The organism is Microcoleus sp. C2D2 (genome assembly GCF_036702495.1).
Taxonomy (GTDB): Bacteria; Cyanobacteriota; Cyanobacteriia; order Cyanobacteriales; family Microcoleaceae; genus Microcoleus.
Window position 1 is genome coordinate 73,583 of the sequence record NZ_JAUBTO010000008.1, and the last position, 17,571, is coordinate 91,153.

Consider the following 17,571-nt stretch of genomic DNA (forward strand, 5'->3'; position numbering starts at 1 on the left):
CCCTTAATTCTTACTCATTCCCCATTGCCCATTCCCCATTCCCCATTCCCTATTCCCCATTCCCAGTTAGATGACTCCAGCCGGCAGCGGTTTCGGCAATTCTTCCGAACTTTCAAGAACGCGATCGATCAAACCGTATTCTTTAGCTTCCTGGGGCGTCAGGTACAGCAACCGATCCATATCTTTAGTAATCTTTTCGATCGGTTGGCCAGTACATCTTGCAAAAATATCAAGCATCGTTGCTTTATTTGCCAGCACTTCCTTAGCCCGAATTTGAATGTCGCTTGCTTGACCCCGCGTGTACGCCTTGGGTTGGTGCAAAACAATCGAAGCGTGGGGCAAACTCGCCCGAAAGCCTTTTGTACCAGCCGCTAACAGCATCGCAGCCATGCCCATTGCCGAACCGAGGCAAATAGTGTGCACGGGCGGCTTAATGTATTTGATCGTGTCGCAGATAGCGAAGGCTTCCGTTTCAAAGCCGACGGGTTCGCCACTGTAACCAGAAGTGCCGGTCGAGTTGATGTAGATTTTGATCGGCTTATCTGGGTCTTCGTACTGCAAGAACAACAGTTCAGCGATAATCAGTTCTGTTACCGCAGGTACCAGAGGCATACCCAGATAAACGATCCGCTCCTTCAGCAACAGGGATGGCAAATCGGGAGGTGGCGTCCGAGAGTTCCCTTCCCCGTAGTATGGCGATTGCACAGCTTTAATTGGTGTGTTCATATAACCGAAATGTTGCCTGAACTGATGGAGCTATTCTTAAAGAAATACTAACGCAATCTTTAGGTATCCCGCATGAAAGTTAGTTTGCTCCCGGTTTTAAACGACCCTAACCTTGACGCTGCCGCGCCCTCGACCCAGCGCCAGCTAGCGATTTCAGTATCTGCGATCGCCAGGGAGATCGACTCCAGCGTACCCTTAAACCTGTGCCTGATTCTCGACCACAGCGGCTCGATGGGCGGACGCCCCTTGGAAACCGTCAAACAAGCCGCCGGACAGTTGCTGGACAGGTTGAAGCCCGGGGATCGCTTTTGCGCGGTGGCTTTCGACCACAAAGCCAAAGTCCTCGTCCCCAATCAAATTGTGGAAGACCCCGCTAGCATTAAACGGCAAATTGAGCAATTGCGCCCGGCCGGCGGCACTGCAATTGATGAGGGCATTAAGTTAGGTATTGAAGAGTTGGGTAAAGGCAAAAAAGAAACTATCTCTCAGGCGTTTCTGCTGACTGACGGCGAAAACGAACACGGCGACGACAGCCGCTGTTTGAAGTTGGCGAAACTGGCCGCCGAGTATAACATGACTTTAAATTCTCTGGGATTTGGCGATAACTGGAACCAGGATATTTTGGAAAAGATTGCTGATGCTGGCGGCGGTGCTCTGGCTCACATTCAGCGTCCGGAAGATGCGGTTGACGAGTTTGGCAGGCTGTTTACTCGCGTCCAAGGTGTAGGTTTGACTAATGCTTATTTGCTATTTTCGCTGATGCCAAAAGTGCGGTTAGCCGAACTCAAACCGATCGCCCAAGTAGCCCCAGACACGATCGAATTACCGGTACAGCAGCAGGGCGATCGCTTTATGGTGCGCTTGGGAGATTTAATGAAGGATGTAGAGCGAGTAGTTTTGGCTAATATTTATATTGGACAGTTGCCCGAAGGTACACAGGCGATCGGGCAATTGCAAATTCGCTACGACGATCCGAGTGTCGGTCAAAGTTTGCTTTCCGATCCTGTTGAAGTTTTCGCTAATGTCCTGAAAGTTTATCAGCCGGCACTTAACCCGATGGTGCAGCAGCACATTTTAGCTTTGGCTAAGTACCGACAAACTCAACTGGCAGAAACCCGATTGCAACAGGGCGATCGGGCCGGTGCCGCCACCATGCTGCAAACGGCAGCTAAAACTGCTCTGCAAATGGGTGATAAAAGTGCCGCAACTGTGCTGCAAACTTCTGCTACTCGTTTGCAGTCTGGTGAACAATTGAGTGAAGCCGATCGCAAGAAAACTCGCATTGCTTCTAAAACTATTTTGAAGTAGTAATCCGGTGATTTAAAATTTTAAATAATTTTAAATTGGGCGATCGGACAATTCGCCGATCTCAAATCGATCCTACACAAACGAAACCCGCGCCCAGGCGGGTTTCAATATTCTGAGTCTCGCCTGCAAAAAGCGACACTCTGTGTAGCCCGATTGTTTCAAGCCGTGGAGCGACAAGAAGCTCGATCGTTTAGAATGTTTGTATCACCTATCAAGAGTGCTTGTGTCAGGAACCTTAGCCTAAAGGCATAAGGCTTGAAAGAGAAATCTAGAAAGCCATCCTGACCAGCTTAAGTCCTTCGCGGACTACGTTTTTTGAGTCACGACACCTTGGGATGCGTAGCTAGTCCCCTGCTCTGTCGCTGAGAGTTAAACAATCTTAAGGTCACTGAGATAGTGCTTTCAGCCTAACAAGCTCACTAAACATTGACCGACAAGCTAACTTTACTCCGAAAGGAGAACGGGACAACCATATCCCGACGGAGGGGCAACCATACCCCTCCACCCCGGAAGGGGATTCAAATTAATGTAAAGCCGTCCTAAAAGGACGGGGTTTCAAACCCAATTTTCCGATGAACCAGACAATATCTGATAAAGTACGCTGGACTACCGCCGATTTAGAACTATTGCCCGATAACGGCGATCGCTATGAAATTATTGATGGGGAGCTATTTATGACTAGAGCACCGCATTGGGGGCATCAAGAAGCTTGTGGTAACATCTACTTAGAGTTAAAAACTTGGTCGCGCTCGACTGGTTTGGGACGAGCCGCCATCAATCCGGGTCTTATTTTCACGGACGCTGATAACGTCATTCCTGATGTAGTTTGGGCGAGCAATGAACGCTTGGCTATCTTGCTAGACGAAGCCGGCCATTTAACCGCCGCACCCGAGTTAATTGTTGAAGTATTGTCCCCCGGTGCAGACAATCATAGACGCGATCGAGATTTGAAACTCAGACTCTATTCGGTGCGAGGAGTGCAGGAATACTGGATTGTGAATTGGCAATTGCAGCAAATAGAAGTTTATCGCAGGGAACAAGCAAGTTTAAGGCTGATTGCTACGCTGTTGAGCAATGATGAACTAACTTCGCCTTTGTTGCCCGGTTTTAGTTGTTCTGTAGCTGATATTTTTGCCTAGATTATGAAATCATCATTTTACATTTTAATTGCTCCTCTAGGAATATTTACTATCTTTGGTAATATATCCCCTGCTGTCTCTGCTCAATCCTCAGCAATATTAATAGCTCAAAAAACGATTGTTCAAAATCCGGCCGAAGACTTATTTAACAGCGGTTTAGCTAAGTCAGAAGCAGGGGACATTGAAGGTGCGATCGCCGATTACACCGCAGCCATCCGCCTCAACCCCAACTACGCTACAGCCCACAACAAACTGGGCATAATTCGCGCCCGCAACCTCAAAGATTATCCAGCAGCCAAAGCAGATTTCGCTCGCGCCATTGAAATCAACCCCAACTACGGCGATGCTTACTACAACCGCGCCAGAGTCCGCGAGTTCTTAGAAGACAAAGACGGGGCGATCGCCGATTATCATAAAGCAGCCGAACTCTATGAAAAAGATGGCAATACCAACGATTATCAAGATGCCATCAAGCATCTTCAAATGCTGCAAGAATAAATGGCTTTTGAAAACATAGTATAATATGCTTCGCTCGGCGTTCCTCCGCATTCATCTGCAGTTAAACATTCCAAATCCACCATTCAAAAAATGCCCGAAACTTCCACCGTCACCGTTACCGTACCCGCCACAACCGCCAACTTAGGCCCCGGCTTCGACTGCATCGGCGCCGCTTTAAGCCTCTACAACCGCTTCCAATTCTCCCGACTCGAACCCTCAGCAACCGAGAAACTAAAAATTACAGTTACAGGCCAAGAAGCTGCCAAAGTCAAGATAGATGACAGCAATCTCGCTTATCAAGCATTTATAAAGTTATACGGATACCTGAACCAATCGCCGCCGCCCGCAGCCATACATATAGATATGCAAGTGCCGCTGGCTAGAGGTTTAGGAAGTTCCGCCACAGCTATTGTCGGTGGGTTAGTCGGTGCAAATGAATTAGCCGGAAAGCCTTTGAGTCAGGTGGAAGTGATGCAATTGGCGATCGAACTTGAAGGACATCCCGACAACGTTGTCCCCGCTTTACTCGGAGGATGTCGCCTCGCTGCTAGCAATGCACCCCCCCAACCCCCCCTTAGTAAGGGGGGGCTAAGAGAAGAATTCCCCCTGCGTGAAGCGGGGCTAACAGAAGAATTCCCCCTGCGTGAAGCGGGACTAACAGAATCACCCCCCCGAAGCTTGGGGGGGCAGGGGGGGGGTTCTTGGCAAATTTGCGATATTCCCTGGCATCCGAATATTGTGCCCGTGGTAGCCATCCCCGATTTTGAACTTTCTACAGCCGAAGCCCGCAAAGTTTTGCCAGCAGATTACAGTAAGGCTGACGCGATTTTTAATGCCGCACACCTCGGTTTGCTAGTGCGGGCTTTGGAAACTGGCAATGAAAACTGGCTGCGCTGCGCCCTCCAAGACAAAATTCACCAACCTTACCGGCAATCTCTGATTCGGGGATATGAAGCGGTGCAACAAGCCGCCCTGAATGCAGGGGCCTATGGAATGGTAATTAGCGGTGCCGGGCCAACACTTTTAGCTTTAACTGATGTGACATCTGCCTCAGCGGTTGAGAGGGAAATGGCGGCTGCTTGGATGGAATTTGGGGTGAAGGCTGATGTAAGGGCGATCGGGCCCGACACCCAAGGCGCGCAAGTCTCGACTTAATTATTGGTAAGGTGCGTACCCGAGAGGGTAAACGCCTCTTAAAAATTTGCCATCATCTAAAAATATTAAGACTACCTATAATTGACAGTCTATAAACCGCTGAAAAGCCTGTTTCATGGGATCTGTGTTACAAAAAGAACAGAAATCTTTTATGGGTAGCAAGTTATGCCAGTTCGCTTCATCAACGATCGCTATGCTCTATCTCCTAACCCGCGATCGGGTGGAATGGCAGATGTTTACCGCGCAAGAGATTACGATCGGGAAGAACGGCTGGTTGCAGTAAAAGAATTCAAACACGGGCAGATTGAAGCAGATATTCTAGCCGAGTCCTTCAGACGTGAAACCCAAGCCCTCCAAGAGTTAAAGCATCCTGGAATCATGGAACTTATAGATTCTGGTAAGGATGAAACTACGGGTAACTATTTTCTCGTCTTGGAGTGGATGGACAAGGATTTGGCAACACTTCTGAAAGAATCTCCAGCAGACGGTTGGGATTCTTTCTGGGAAGCGGTAGCGTTGCCCGTGCTAGAGGCTTTGGCTTTTTCCCATAGTCGCAGCATAATACACCGGGATATCAAGCCTAGCAATATTTTAGTGGGGAGTGACGGTAAACTCAAACTCGCTGACTTTGGCATATCCAAGCTTAAGAGCTATTTGCAACCAAGCATTACTCTCAAAAACTTTGTATCGCGTACATTCACACCGCCAGAACATGACGATGGTTCTTATACCTACACCCGCGATATCTACAGTTTTGGTGTATTAGTTTTAAAGTGCCTAACCAACGTGAATCTTGTCGATTGCGAAAGCATCCCCGAAGCTCTCAAAGCGTTTGAGGCACCACCTGAAATCCTTGAAATAATCGAGCGTACTGTTTCCCTCGACCCCGCAGAGCGTCAACCTAATGCAGAGGTATTGCTAGCTGAACTTAATGCTATTCAAGGGAAGCGATCGCAAACACACTCAGCCAAGAAACGTGATTGCTACCTGAAACTTACTACGAAGGCTTTGAACAATCTTCAGAATCTACTTGATTCGCCTCAAAATGAAATTCAAAAGATTATCTTAGAGGATTTGAATAGTGGATGTGGAATCTTACCGTATCAGAAATCCAACGGAGCTAATCAGGCTAACGAATCCTCTGAAGGTCATTACTCTATTTTTGGGTTTTCCTACAGATACCATGTAGCGGTCGATCGAGATTGTCTAGCCATCATCAACGCCCAAGATTTTTCCAGCGCTATTCTAGAACAACAGCGAGAACGTGCATGGATTCCACCCTACGAATTCAAATTTGGAAGACCGCTGATTAGATCGGAAGCCGAGGAAGTTATTAGGGAACTTCAATTTTCAGTAGAAGAACATGAGGCAAACCTGCGGCAGACAAGAGCTGAAGAAGAAAAACAACGCTTATTCCGAGTTTGGTTGAATATTCTAAGAGCCAAGACAGATTGGGAGAAAAATCGAGAAAAACCGATTAAATACACAAGCGTTACTCCTGAGGGAAACCGCGTTACCTTTGAATTATCAGAACTTCCAGAAAATGATCTAGCTGGACAACCCCGCCATGTGACAAATCCAAAAGGATTTAGCATAGTCGGAGGAGATGTTGAGGAAGTCATCGGTGATAAATTGGTTCTTTATGTCAAATTTGGAGAACCAGACCGACTCCCACCTACTGGTGAGCTACGCTTTGATACTCGTGCGGCTGAAGTTGCCTTAAATCGACAAAAAACTGCCCTCGATGCCGTTCGATTTGACCGTGCAGTACGCTTAGACCTTCGCCATTTACTCGTCAATCCCGAAGAAGTCCGTACTCCTAAACTAGAGGTGGATGTCCAGTTTGTTCAACCTCTCAATGAATCACAGCAGGAAGTTGTTAAAGCTGCACTCGCGACAGAAGATTTTCTAATTGTCCAAGGTCCACCAGGTACAGGAAAGACAACATTTATTACAGAAGTTGTTCTGCAAACTCTTAAAGCTAATCCTGATGCTCGAATTTTGCTCAGTTCACAAACTCATGTTGCGCTAGATAACGCCCTAGAACGGATTCAAGCTAAAAATCCTAACTTGAAGTTGGTGCGACTTGGTAACCATGAACGGGTATCAGATAATCTTCATTCGCTCTTACTCGAAGAACAGATGGAACAGTGGCGAGAGGGTGCGATCGCTAAAGGGCAGGAATTTATTGCTAATTGGTCAGCACAGCGCGGTATCTCTCACAAGGACAGTGAAATGGCAACTCTGTTTCAAGAATTGGGAACTATAGCCGCCAAGATCGAAACCTTGAAAACAGAGATTGCTATTTGGAAACTGGACTTAGACGAAATTTTAGCTATCAATTACGACCCAGAAAACCCAGAATCAGTAGTAAAAGCTCACATACCCAAGGAGAGGTTAGAGGAAGTTCAAAGTATTGAAGCTGAAATTGTCAGTCTGCGTCAGCAGTCAAAAGAAGCGCGTGATGAGCAGAAGAATACAGCCAAACGTCTGCAACAGTTAAGTAGAATTGATACAGAAGAACTTTTGGGCTTATCGTCGGAAGATATAAGTTGTTATATCAGCATACTAATTGAGAAAAACAATCCCGATGTAAAAATGCTTCAACAATTGCTGAGTATCCAAACGGAGTGGTTCGATCAGTTTGGTAGAAATGATAAATTCAATGCACCTTTGATTAAGCGATCGCAAGTAGTAGCCGGAACCTGTATCGGAATTCCTAGAGATATTCAAGACATAGAATTTGACCTGTGCATTGTTGATGAGGCTTCAAAAGCTACGGCGACAGAAGTATTAGTTCCAATGGCGCGATCCCACCGCTGGATACTGGTGGGCGACCCCAAACAACTCCCACCCTTCCGAGATGAAGCCAGCAGAGATTCTGATTTTCTGGACAAATACGAACTTACTCAGGAGGATATCCGAGAAACTTTATTCGATCGACTCCTCAGAACACTCCCAGATGGATGCCGCAAGATGTTAACAATTCAACATCGAATGGTAGCACCAATCGGTAATCTTGTCAGTGAATGCTTTTACGAGTGTCAACTTCAAAGTTCCGGGCCTGATGTAGATAAAAATCTTACCAGGGTTTTACCGCAACCTGTTACTTGGCTGACAACAACAAAACTTCCTGACTTTCGCGAGCAATCTGTTAATTCTAGCTTTAACAATGCCTGTGAAGTTAAAGTCATTGTTCGGTTTCTCAAACAGCTAAATCAAATAGCATTACAATATGAAAAAAAATACAGCGTGGCTGTTTTGACGGGGTATGCAGCACAGCTCAAAATACTTAATCGTAACCTTGACTCAGAAGTAAATAATTGGCAAGCATTAACAGTTGAGTGTAATACAGTGGATGCCTTCCAAGGACGCGAATCTGATATTGCAGTGTACTCTGTGACTCGTTCTAACAAAGAAGGTAAAGTGGGTTTTCTACGCGATGCAGAACGACTGAATGTGGCTTTGTCCCGAGGTAAAGTTGGCTTAGTAATCGTCGGAGATCACCACTTTTGTAGAACCTCACACGACAATCCATTACACCGAGTTTTGGATTACGTTGAGCGTCACCCTGAAAATTGTGTCCTAATAGAGGCTAAATTATGAGTTCAGAAGAATCAGCTTCTCTTGCTCCAGAAGAACTACGTCGCTACGACAATCGTACAGGCTTTGACCTGGTTAGTTGTAGAGAAGTCGGTTTGCCTGTTTATAAAATCACGGTTCAAGTTCTAACCCAAATCCGTAAACCGATTCCCCCTATAGAAGAATATGTATTGAAAGCTATTAACGTTGGTCTATCCTCTGAAGAGGATATTGGTGGGTTTCTCGGTCTCGAACCGCCTATCATCAGGGATGCAATGATCAATTTAAGGATGAGTGAAGATATTGACCTCATAGCCCCTCATGACTCTCTGATGCAAGTTTGGAAGTTGACCAAAAAAGGTGAAGGAACGCTCCGTGATGCCAAAATTATTGTTCCAGAGGAGCGAACATTTGATATCAACTTTGATGGACTCCTACGGCATCCTCGCTGGTACGGGCAATTGGAGTCACGTTTGCTCAAGCCAAAAGACTTGCGCGACAAGGATATTATAGAAATTGAACCCTCTCCGAAAAAACCTCCAGAATTGTCAGACCTCAAACTCAAAGATGTGGACGCAATTATTCGTCAGATTGAGGGGGCAAGCAAAGCCAAGGTCAAGCAAGAGCGAGACCTGCTAGCCTTGAAAGCTAGTGAGCGGAGGCAGAGGTTTTTTCAACCTGCCTTAATACTAATCTATAAGGCAAAGGACAGTGATGATGTTCAGGTTGCCTTTGCTATCGATGCTGTCCTTTCTAATGAACATGAAGCTGCATTTGCTCGTGCTAAGGGGGTCAAGAAACTTCGTTTACTAGAGGCATTGAGGGAAAGCGCACCCCAAAAGTTAGCCGCAGAAGTTTTAGGGGATGAATTTGTTGCTCAAGCTCCTTTACAACAAGTTGAGGCTCTTAAGGAAGAAGTTTCTGCTGCTCAAGCTCAGATAGAAGCACAAATAGAAATAACTCGAAACACTCTAGAACGAACTGAAGATAAGGAAGAAAAACTCATTCTTGAGCAACAACTTAAAGACGCACAACAACAAATAGAGAAACTCCAAGTCAAACTAGATTCTCTGTTAGCGGCGGTTCCTATGCGTTGGCTAGAGATGTACGAACACCGCCCACTCCTAGAACAGGCTCTTCAAGATAGCCAAGAACGTTTGATGATTATCTCTCCTTGGATTCGGGCAAGTTCTGTGGATAAACGGTTTATTCAACAATTTGAAAATCTTCTCAAACGGGGAGTACAAGTTTTCATTGGGTACGGTTTGGGAGAGAACGATGATAAAAAGTACCAATCTGATATCCAGGCTGAGAAGAATATTCAAAAATTAGCGAGTCAGTACAAGGATAATTTCCGGTTTAAGCGCCTTGGAGATACCCATGCAAAAATCCTCATCTCTGATGTAAAATTTGCTGTAACAACAAGTTTCAACTGGCTTTCCTTCAAGGGCGATCGCGATCGCACGTTCCGGGATGAGCGGGGGACGCTGGTATCTGATCTCCAGAAAATCGATGAACTGTTCGATAGCTATAGGTCGCGATTTAAAGATTGAATGGTATCGCTTCCACAAAGTTAAAACCTTCTTCCCTCGCACTTCCTCTGCGCTTAATTAAAAAATTGAGTGATTTTTAATACAATTGCGGACTCAACACTCGCTCGAAGTCCTGAATTTTCGATGCGGATCTAAAATTCACCTAAAGTTCGACGCCCGATCGCAAAACCCTTCCTAAGATAGAAGTTAGAGGTCGATCGACCTAAAAGCCGATTCAGGAGCAAGTGTGAAGCACCTGAAAAATCCCAAACGAGCGAGCCACAAGACAGGGAGGATATCAAAATCATGGTAAACGCGCCGACAGGGGAAGCCCGCCTGGGCCCGACCGAGCAGGTACAATCCTTAGACCGCGATTGCACAACTCTATCCCGTCACGTACTCCAGCAACTCCATAGCTTTAGTGCAGATGCTCAGGATCTCAGTGCCCTGATGAATCGCATCGGGCTAGCTGCAAAGCTGATCGCGAGGCGGCTCAGCAGAGCCGGGTTAATGGAAGATGCTTTAGGGTTTACAGGGGCTGTGAACGTGCAGGGAGAATCCGTCAAAAAGATGGATATCTATGCCAATGAAGTGTTTATCTCGGTATTCCAGCAAAGCGGACTTGTCTGCCGCTTGGCTTCGGAGGAAATGGAAAAACCTTATTACATTCCCGAAAATTGTCCGATCGGGCGTTACAGTCTGCTCTACGACCCCATAGACGGTTCTTCCAATCTTGACATCAATCTCAATGTCGGCTCAATATTCAGCATCCGCAAGCAAGAGGGGGACGATGAAGACGGTTCTGCTTCCGATTTGCTGCAAGACGGACACAAACAAATTGCGGCTGGCTACGTGCTCTACGGACCTAGTACCATGCTGGTTTATTCGATCGGTCAGGGCGTTCATTCCTTTACCCTCGATCCGAGTTTGGGCGAGTTTATTCTAGCTAACGAAAACATTAAGGTTCCGGATCGCGGCCCGATTTACAGCGTTAATGAAGGGAACTTCTGGCAGTGGGAGGAATCTTTGAGAGACTACATTCGCTACGTACACCGCAGCGAAGGCTACACTGCCCGGTACGGCGGGGCTTTGGTGGGAGATTTCCACCGGATTTTATTCCAGGGAGGCGTGTTTTTGTACCCCGGAACGGTCAAACAACCGCAGGGCAAATTGCGTTTGCTTTACGAATCGGCTCCTTTGGCGTTTTTGATGGAGCAAGCCGGCGGGCGCGCCAGTACGGGGACTCAAGATATCTTAGACGTTGTGCCGACCCAACTGCACGAGCGATCGCCCTTGATTGTCGGTAGTAAAGAAAATGTAGCGATGGTGGAGTCTTTTATTCAAGATCGATCGCGCAATCCTAGAACAGTCCAACAGTGAAGTCATTAGTCATTAGTCATTAGTCATTGGTCATTAGTTATTGGTCATTAGTCATTAGTCATTGGTGATTAGAACCAAAAAATCACAACTAAAAACTAAGCAATGCCCAATTCTTTTAGACCAGAGCCTAAATTCCCAATTCCCAATTATCAACTATCAAATTGTAGGAGTTACAGTAATGACGGCAACGCCAACGAATCACCTGTTAGAAATCAAAGAAATTGGCCAAAGCATCTGGATGGACAATTTGACTCGCAATCTGATCGAGTCCGGCGAACTCAAACAGATGATTGAAACTCGGGGACTGCGGGGGATTACATCTAATCCGGCGATTTTCGAGAAAGCGATCGCGGGTAATGTGATTTACGACGCGGATATCGAAGCGGGCATCCGGGCGGGCAAATCTGTGATGGAGATTTATGAATCTCTGGTATTTGAAGATATCCGCAACGCTTGCGACATCTTCGCGCCAGTTTACGCAGAGTCGAAGGGTTTGGACGGTTACATCAGTATCGAAGTGCCACCGACGATCGCCAACGACACAGAAAGCACGATTAGCGAAGCCATTCGCTATTACACAGCCCTCGGCAAAGAAAACGTGATGATTAAGATTCCGGGAACTGCTCAAGGTTTGCCCGCAGTCGAGCGAGTCATCAGCGAAGGGATTAACGTTAACGTGACTTTGCTGTTCTCGGTTGACAGCTACGTCGAAACCTTCTGGGCTTACATTCGCGGTTTGGAAGCGCGGGTGGCTAAAGGTTTGGATGTGAGCAATATTGCTTCTGTTGCCAGTTTCTTCTTGAGCCGGATCGACATCAATGTCGATGGCAAGATTGATGAGAAACTCAAAAATGTCACAGATATTTCCACAAAAGCCAAACTGGAAGCGGTGAAGGGGAAAGTTGCGATCGCCAATGCGAAGGTAGCTTACCAGAAGTATAAAGAGATCGTAGCGAGCGATCGCTGGCAAGCTTTAGCGGCCAAAGGAGCGAAAGTGCAGCGCTTGCTGTGGGCTTCCACCAGCACCAAAAACCCCAACTACAGCGATGTCATGTACGTCGATGAACTAATCGGTCCCGAAACCGTTAACACTTTGCCGCCGAACACCGTTGAAGCTTGTTTCGATCACTGCGATGTCGCACCCCGGATTGAGAACAATGTTGCAGAAGCTTACAACCTGATCGAAAGTCTCAAAGATCCCGACATCGACATCAACTTGGACCAAGTGATGGCAGACTTGCTCCTCGACGGGATCGACAAATTCGTCACCCCGTTCCAATCCCTGATGGATTCCTTGCAAGAGAAAGTGCAGAAGTTGTCACCCGTCGCCTAGACAGATATCTGTATCCTTAAAGGCAGAAGCATTTAGGAGTTGGAATAGATAATTGTTTGGGTTCTGGGCGCTGAGTTTTCCATCCCGAACCGGAAAAACTGAGACCAATTGGTCTCAAAAATCCTACAGAGGAAAATCAACTCCCTAGAATTTGGGTTCTGGGCGCTGAGTTTTCCATCCCGAACCGGAAAAATTTGAGACCAATTGGTCTCAAATTTCCGACAAAGGAAAATCAAGTTCGTCCTCTAACAGGATTACCCCGAGACCTGCAACTCGAAATCTGGCAAGAGTTGGACATAGCGTGCCAAATAGTCTACTAAACTTGTCCACAGTTAATTAGCGAGAGGAGGTTTAACCATGTTTGCCGTCAAGCGAGCGCTCAAATTGAATAATAGGGAAGCGACCTTGATGGCAAAACACGCAGGATTTCGGCGTGTAGTATTTAACATGGGTTTGAGCTTGCGAGTCCAAATGTACGGTGCCGGTGAGTTTTCAGACTCAAAGGTCATCAACCAAGTCAAGAAAGTTCTTACCAATCACGTCAAGAAAAAGCCTGAATTCGCTTGGATGAACCAGTTGTCTAGTCGAGTTTATCAAAATGCTTTGATTGACTTAAAAGATGCTTTTAGTCGGTATCGCTCTGGAAAAGCAGGTCATCCAAGATTCGCTAGTCGCCGGGACGGTCAGTCTTTTACGGTTGACTCATCTCATGGGAAAGTTCTTTTAGCTGCTGGCAAGACCATTAAGATTCCCACCTTGGGAAATTTTCGACTTTGTGAACCCCTAGAATGCGGCTTCGTATCTCAAACTTTTACGATTTCAAAAAAAGGAAGTCGTTGGTTTGTCTCATTCTGCGTTGATGCAGAGCGTTTGCCAGTGAAGCCGCCTGAAAGCTCTGTAGGAATTGACGTAGGTATTAAATATGCGGCCACGCTGTCAAACCAGCAGGTTTTTGATGCACCAAAACCGTTGAAAGCCCGTGCGAAAACCAAACTTGCTAAATTGCAACGCAAAGCATCAAAACAGGTAAAAGGCTCCAACAACCAGCGCAAAACCTACAATAAAATTAGCCGGCGACCTGCGCGGATAGCTTGCATTCGCTCAGATTTCCTTCACAAGTTAACAACTTATTTAGCTAAAAGTTTCAAGCTAATCAAGATTGAAGACTTAAACTTTAAAGGTATGATGGCGAATCACAAACTGGCTGGGGCAATATCCGATCTAGGGTTTTACGAATTCAAGCGCCAACTTGATTATAAGTGCAAAATGTATGGAGCAACTTTAGTTCTAGTAGATCAATGGTTTCCTAGTTCTAAAACCTGTTCTAATTGTGGCACTAAAAAAGATATGCCACTAAGCATTCGGACTTTTGACTGTCCTGCTTGTGGTAGATCTTTCGATCGTGATTGGAATGCCAGTTTGAATATTTTAAACTGGGAACCCTCGGCAGCCAGGGGGATAGCCTACTTATCTTGGGATTAGCCGTCTACCCAACAGCGTAGGAAGTGAACTCGAATTGTGTCTAAAGATGGTTTTAGACAAGTTTAGGTAAGTTTTACAAAGCAGGAAGTGAGAGCCGAAATCAAAGCTAAGTATGAAGGCCAAATTCACTCTCTCACCCAGCAACTAGCAGAAATGACCGCAAACTATCATGGTGTATTAGCAAGACTAACAGCTCTAGAAAAAGGAAAATAAATGGTAACGCTACTTGAAAATCCGTTGCGCGTAGGCTTACGAAAAGAACGGGTGCCGGAACCACAAATTCTGGTAATCTTCGGAGCATCTGGGGATCTGACCCAGCGCAAACTGGTACCAGCAATTTATCAGATGAAGCGCGATCGCCGCTTGCCACCGGAAACAACCGTCGTGGGAGTAGCCCGCCGCCCTTGGAGCCACGATTACTTCCGCGAGCAAATGCGCGAAGGCATTGAAGAATTTGGCGGCGGCATTGGCAATGAAGAATTTTGGCAAGAATTCGCTAAAGGTTTGTACTACTGTCCGGGCGACATTGACAACCCCGAAAGCTATCAAAAACTCAAAGATTTCTTAGCGGAACTCGACGAAGAAAGGAGAACTCGCGGCAATCACATATTTTATCTCTCAGTTTCCCCGAACTTTTTCCCAGAAGCAATTAGGCAACTGGGCGCGGCTCAAATGCTGGCAGATCCAGTAAAAAACCGCTTGGTAATTGAAAAACCCTTCGGCCGGGACTTGAGTTCGGCAAAAGCTCTCAACCGAGTCGTGCAGAAGGTTTGCCAAGAACAGCAAGTTTACCGGATAGACCACTATTTGGGTAAAGAAACCGTTCAGAATTTAATGGTGTTCCGGTTTGCGAACGCGATTTTTGAACCGCTGTGGAATCGGCAATTTGTCGATCACGTACAAATTACAGTTGCAGAAACTGTAGGCGTAGAAGACCGGGCAGGTTACTACGAATCCTCTGGGGCGTTGCGGGATATGCTGCAAAACCACTTGATGCAGATTTTCTGTCTGACGGCGATGGAACCACCGAATTCCTTGGACGCTGACAGCATCCGCACCGAAAAGATGAAAGTTCTGCAAGCAACTCGCTTGGCAGATTTGCATAACTTGGAGTTCTCAGCGATTCGGGGTCAATATTCCGCGGGTTGGATGAAGGGCAAACAGGTGCCAGGATATCACGAAGAACCGGGGGTTGCTGCCAACTCGACAACGCCGACTTTTGTGGCGATGAAGTTTATGATTGACAACTGGCGCTGGCAGGGAGTGCCTTTCTACCTGCGAACCGGCAAGCGGTTGCCGAAAAAAGTTAGCGAAATTGCGATTCAGTTTCGGGAAGTGCCGCTGTTAATTTTTCAGTCCGCGGCCCAACAAACTACTCCTAACGTTTTGACGATGCGCGTACATCCCAATGAGGGGATTTCGCTGAGGTTCGAGGCGAAAATGCCGGGGCCGGATTTGCGGACGCGGACGGTGGATATGGATTTCAGTTACGGTTCTTCCTTTGGGGTGACATCTTCGGATGCTTACGATCGACTGTTAATTGACTGTATGCTGGGCGACCAAACTTTGTTTACCCGTTCTGATGAAGTGGAAGAAGCTTGGCGGGTGGTAACGCCGGCGCTGATGGATTGGGAATCGTCCAACGAACAGGAGTTGGTTCCTAAATACGAAGCGGGTACTTGGGAACCTGCGGAAGCAGAACTGCTAATTAACAGAGACGGCCGCAAGTGGCGCAGACTTTAAGAGTCATTAGTCAGCAGTCATTAGTCAGCAGTCATTAGTTTATTGGTCAGGATTAGTGATTATTGATTAGCTAAGAACCAATGACTGAGAACCAATGACTGAGAACCAATGACTGAGAACCAATGAGCAATGAGTAATAACTAATAAGAAAGGAGAAAAGATTTATGACGATGACACCGATGAAAGCTCCGCCTCTGGTTTCGCTGCAAAATCCTAAAGATGTGTCGATCGACCAGATAGAGGCAGAATTGAGTCAAATCTGGGAAAGTTACAGAGAATCTGGGTCAAAGGGCGATTTTCCGATCGCTACTAGGGCAACAACGTTTACTTTTGTAGTCTACGAACCGGAAGAAACTCAGCAGTTATTGGCGGATCTGGGGTTTTACGAGGGGCCGGTGGACGGTATTACCGGACCGATGACGGCATCTAGCATCAGGGCTGCTCAAAAAGCTTACGGACTGCCGAGAACTGGCAAAGCTAACGCTGAATTGCTGGCGACTTTGCGGGAAGAAGTGGCTCGCAAAAATTCCAATGGTGACAGCAAGTTGGGCGCGCCTGGCTTGGGTTCCGGGGGTTCGGGGGTGGCTGACGCGATCGTGGCTGCGAATCCCTGCCGGATTATTGCTCTGTGCCCGACGGCGGGGGAAGATAGGGGCGTGCAGGCTCAAGTGGCTGCTTATTGTCCGGTTCACAAGCGCAACACCGGCAATCTGATCTGCTGCGAGTACATTACGCTTCGGGGTACGGAAGCTGCCCTGGAACGGGTGAGCGGCATCGTGACGGCGTTGACGATCCCGAATTTGCCGACGCTGCTGTGGTGGAAAGCGAATCCCGATGCCGATCGAGGTTTGTTCCAACGGCTGGCGACAACTAGCAGTTCTGTGATTGTTGACTCTAGCAGCTTTGCCGAGTCTGAAGCGGAATTGCTGTTGATGCAAAGTCTGATCGAGGAGGGAATTCCGATCGCCGATCTCAATTGGCGGCGGTTGGCCGCGTGGCAAGAGTTAGCTGCTGAGGCTTTTGACGCCCCGGAACGTCGGGCGGCGATTCGGGAAATCGATCGGGTGACGATCGATTACGAAAAAGGAAATACTACTCAAGCGCTGATGTATTTGGGCTGGCTGGCGAGCCGGCTTCAGTGGCGTCCGGTTGCTTTCAAACAAGAAGAGGGCGATTACCAAATCAAGCGAATTAAATTCGCAGGTCCCGACGAACGGGTTGTAGAAGCCGAGTTGGCTGCTATTCCTACTGCTGATTGGGGCGATGTCCCGGGCGATTTGATTGCTCTGCGTTTGAATTCTACGAACGAAAAGGCTGACTGCGGTACAGTTCTGTGTTCGGAAGCGGGCGGCTGTATGCGGATGGAAACCAAAGGTGGCGCTCAAACCGATCGCTTTAACCAGGTGACTCCTCTGTTCGACCAGGTGACGGAACAGTTGCTGGGTCAGCACCTGCAGAGTTGGGGCCGAGATGTGCTTTACGAAGAAAGTTTGGCAGTGACGGCTCAAATGCTGAAGTTAGCTAAACAGTAAAAAGAAGTTCGGCAACGGATTGTGTAGCGGATGTAACGGATGTAACGGATGGATGGAATCAGGAGAAAGGAGAAAAAAATAAGCAAGACGGATTGAGTTAACATTCAGTGGGGCAGGCAATGTCTGCCCTACTTTTATTCTTCTCTTTTCTTCCTTCGCGC

General features: G+C 47.1%; 13 protein-coding genes. 12 read left to right on the plus strand and 1 reads right to left on the minus strand.

Features of this window, described 5'->3' with window-relative positions; all coding sequences use genetic code 11:
* Positions 1-66: 66 nt before the first annotated feature.
* A complete protein-coding gene (locus QUB61_RS04925) occupies positions 67-726 on the minus strand; it encodes an ATP-dependent Clp protease proteolytic subunit (protein WP_333122454.1) in 660 nt (219 codons plus the stop codon).
* A 72-nt stretch (positions 727-798) separates the two neighbouring features.
* On the opposite strand from QUB61_RS04925, the gene QUB61_RS04930 reads away from it, so the two are divergent.
* From QUB61_RS04930 to opcA, 12 genes are all read left to right on the plus strand, one after another.
* Positions 799-2,034 carry a VWA domain-containing protein gene (locus tag QUB61_RS04930; RefSeq protein WP_333122457.1) on the plus strand — a complete coding sequence of 412 codons (1,236 nt, stop codon included), beginning with the start codon at positions 799-801 and terminating at the stop codon, positions 2,032-2,034.
* A 572-nt stretch (positions 2,035-2,606) separates the two neighbouring features.
* Positions 2,607-3,173, plus strand: coding sequence for a Uma2 family endonuclease (locus QUB61_RS04935; protein ID WP_333122460.1), 567 nt, complete (start codon positions 2,607-2,609; stop codon positions 3,171-3,173).
* Between the two features lie 3 nt (positions 3,174-3,176).
* Positions 3,177-3,671: a tetratricopeptide repeat protein gene (locus tag QUB61_RS04940; RefSeq protein WP_333122462.1), complete on the plus strand. Its 495-nt coding sequence runs from the start codon at positions 3,177-3,179 to the stop codon at positions 3,669-3,671.
* Positions 3,672-3,761: 90 nt separating this feature from the next.
* Complete coding sequence (gene thrB / locus QUB61_RS04945; protein WP_333122464.1) at positions 3,762-4,826, plus strand: homoserine kinase; 1,065 nt, start codon at positions 3,762-3,764, stop codon at positions 4,824-4,826.
* Between the two features lie 165 nt (positions 4,827-4,991).
* A complete protein-coding gene (locus QUB61_RS04950; RefSeq protein ID WP_333122468.1) occupies positions 4,992-8,432 on the plus strand; it encodes an AAA domain-containing protein in 3,441 nt (1,146 codons plus the stop codon).
* Positions 8,429-9,961: a phospholipase D-like domain-containing protein gene (locus tag QUB61_RS04955; protein WP_333122471.1), complete on the plus strand. Its 1,533-nt coding sequence runs from the start codon at positions 8,429-8,431 to the stop codon at positions 9,959-9,961. Before QUB61_RS04950 ends, QUB61_RS04955 begins: the two co-directional genes overlap by 4 nt.
* 285 nt (positions 9,962-10,246) lie before the next feature.
* Complete coding sequence (gene fbp / locus QUB61_RS04960; protein WP_333122473.1) at positions 10,247-11,320, plus strand: class 1 fructose-bisphosphatase; 1,074 nt, start codon at positions 10,247-10,249, stop codon at positions 11,318-11,320.
* 178 nt (positions 11,321-11,498) lie between these two features.
* Positions 11,499-12,653 carry a transaldolase gene (gene tal / locus QUB61_RS04965; RefSeq protein WP_333122474.1) on the plus strand — a complete coding sequence of 385 codons (1,155 nt, stop codon included), beginning with the start codon at positions 11,499-11,501 and terminating at the stop codon, positions 12,651-12,653.
* A gap of 357 nt (positions 12,654-13,010) precedes the next feature.
* A complete protein-coding gene (locus QUB61_RS04970; protein WP_333122477.1) occupies positions 13,011-14,135 on the plus strand; it encodes an RNA-guided endonuclease TnpB family protein in 1,125 nt (374 codons plus the stop codon).
* Positions 14,136-14,222: 87 nt separating this feature from the next.
* Entirely contained in the window at positions 14,223-14,348 is a 126-nt protein-coding gene (locus tag QUB61_RS04975) for a hypothetical protein (RefSeq protein WP_333122480.1), read from the plus strand.
* Positions 14,349-15,878, plus strand: a complete 1,530-nt coding sequence (zwf, locus tag QUB61_RS04980) for a glucose-6-phosphate dehydrogenase (RefSeq protein WP_333122482.1) — start codon at positions 14,349-14,351, stop codon at positions 15,876-15,878. It abuts the gene before it with no gap.
* Between the two features lie 164 nt (positions 15,879-16,042).
* Positions 16,043-17,410 (plus strand): glucose-6-phosphate dehydrogenase assembly protein OpcA, encoded by a 1,368-nt coding sequence (opcA, locus tag QUB61_RS04985; RefSeq protein ID WP_333122484.1) that lies wholly within the window; start codon positions 16,043-16,045, stop codon positions 17,408-17,410.
* Positions 17,411-17,571: the final 161 nt, after the last annotated feature.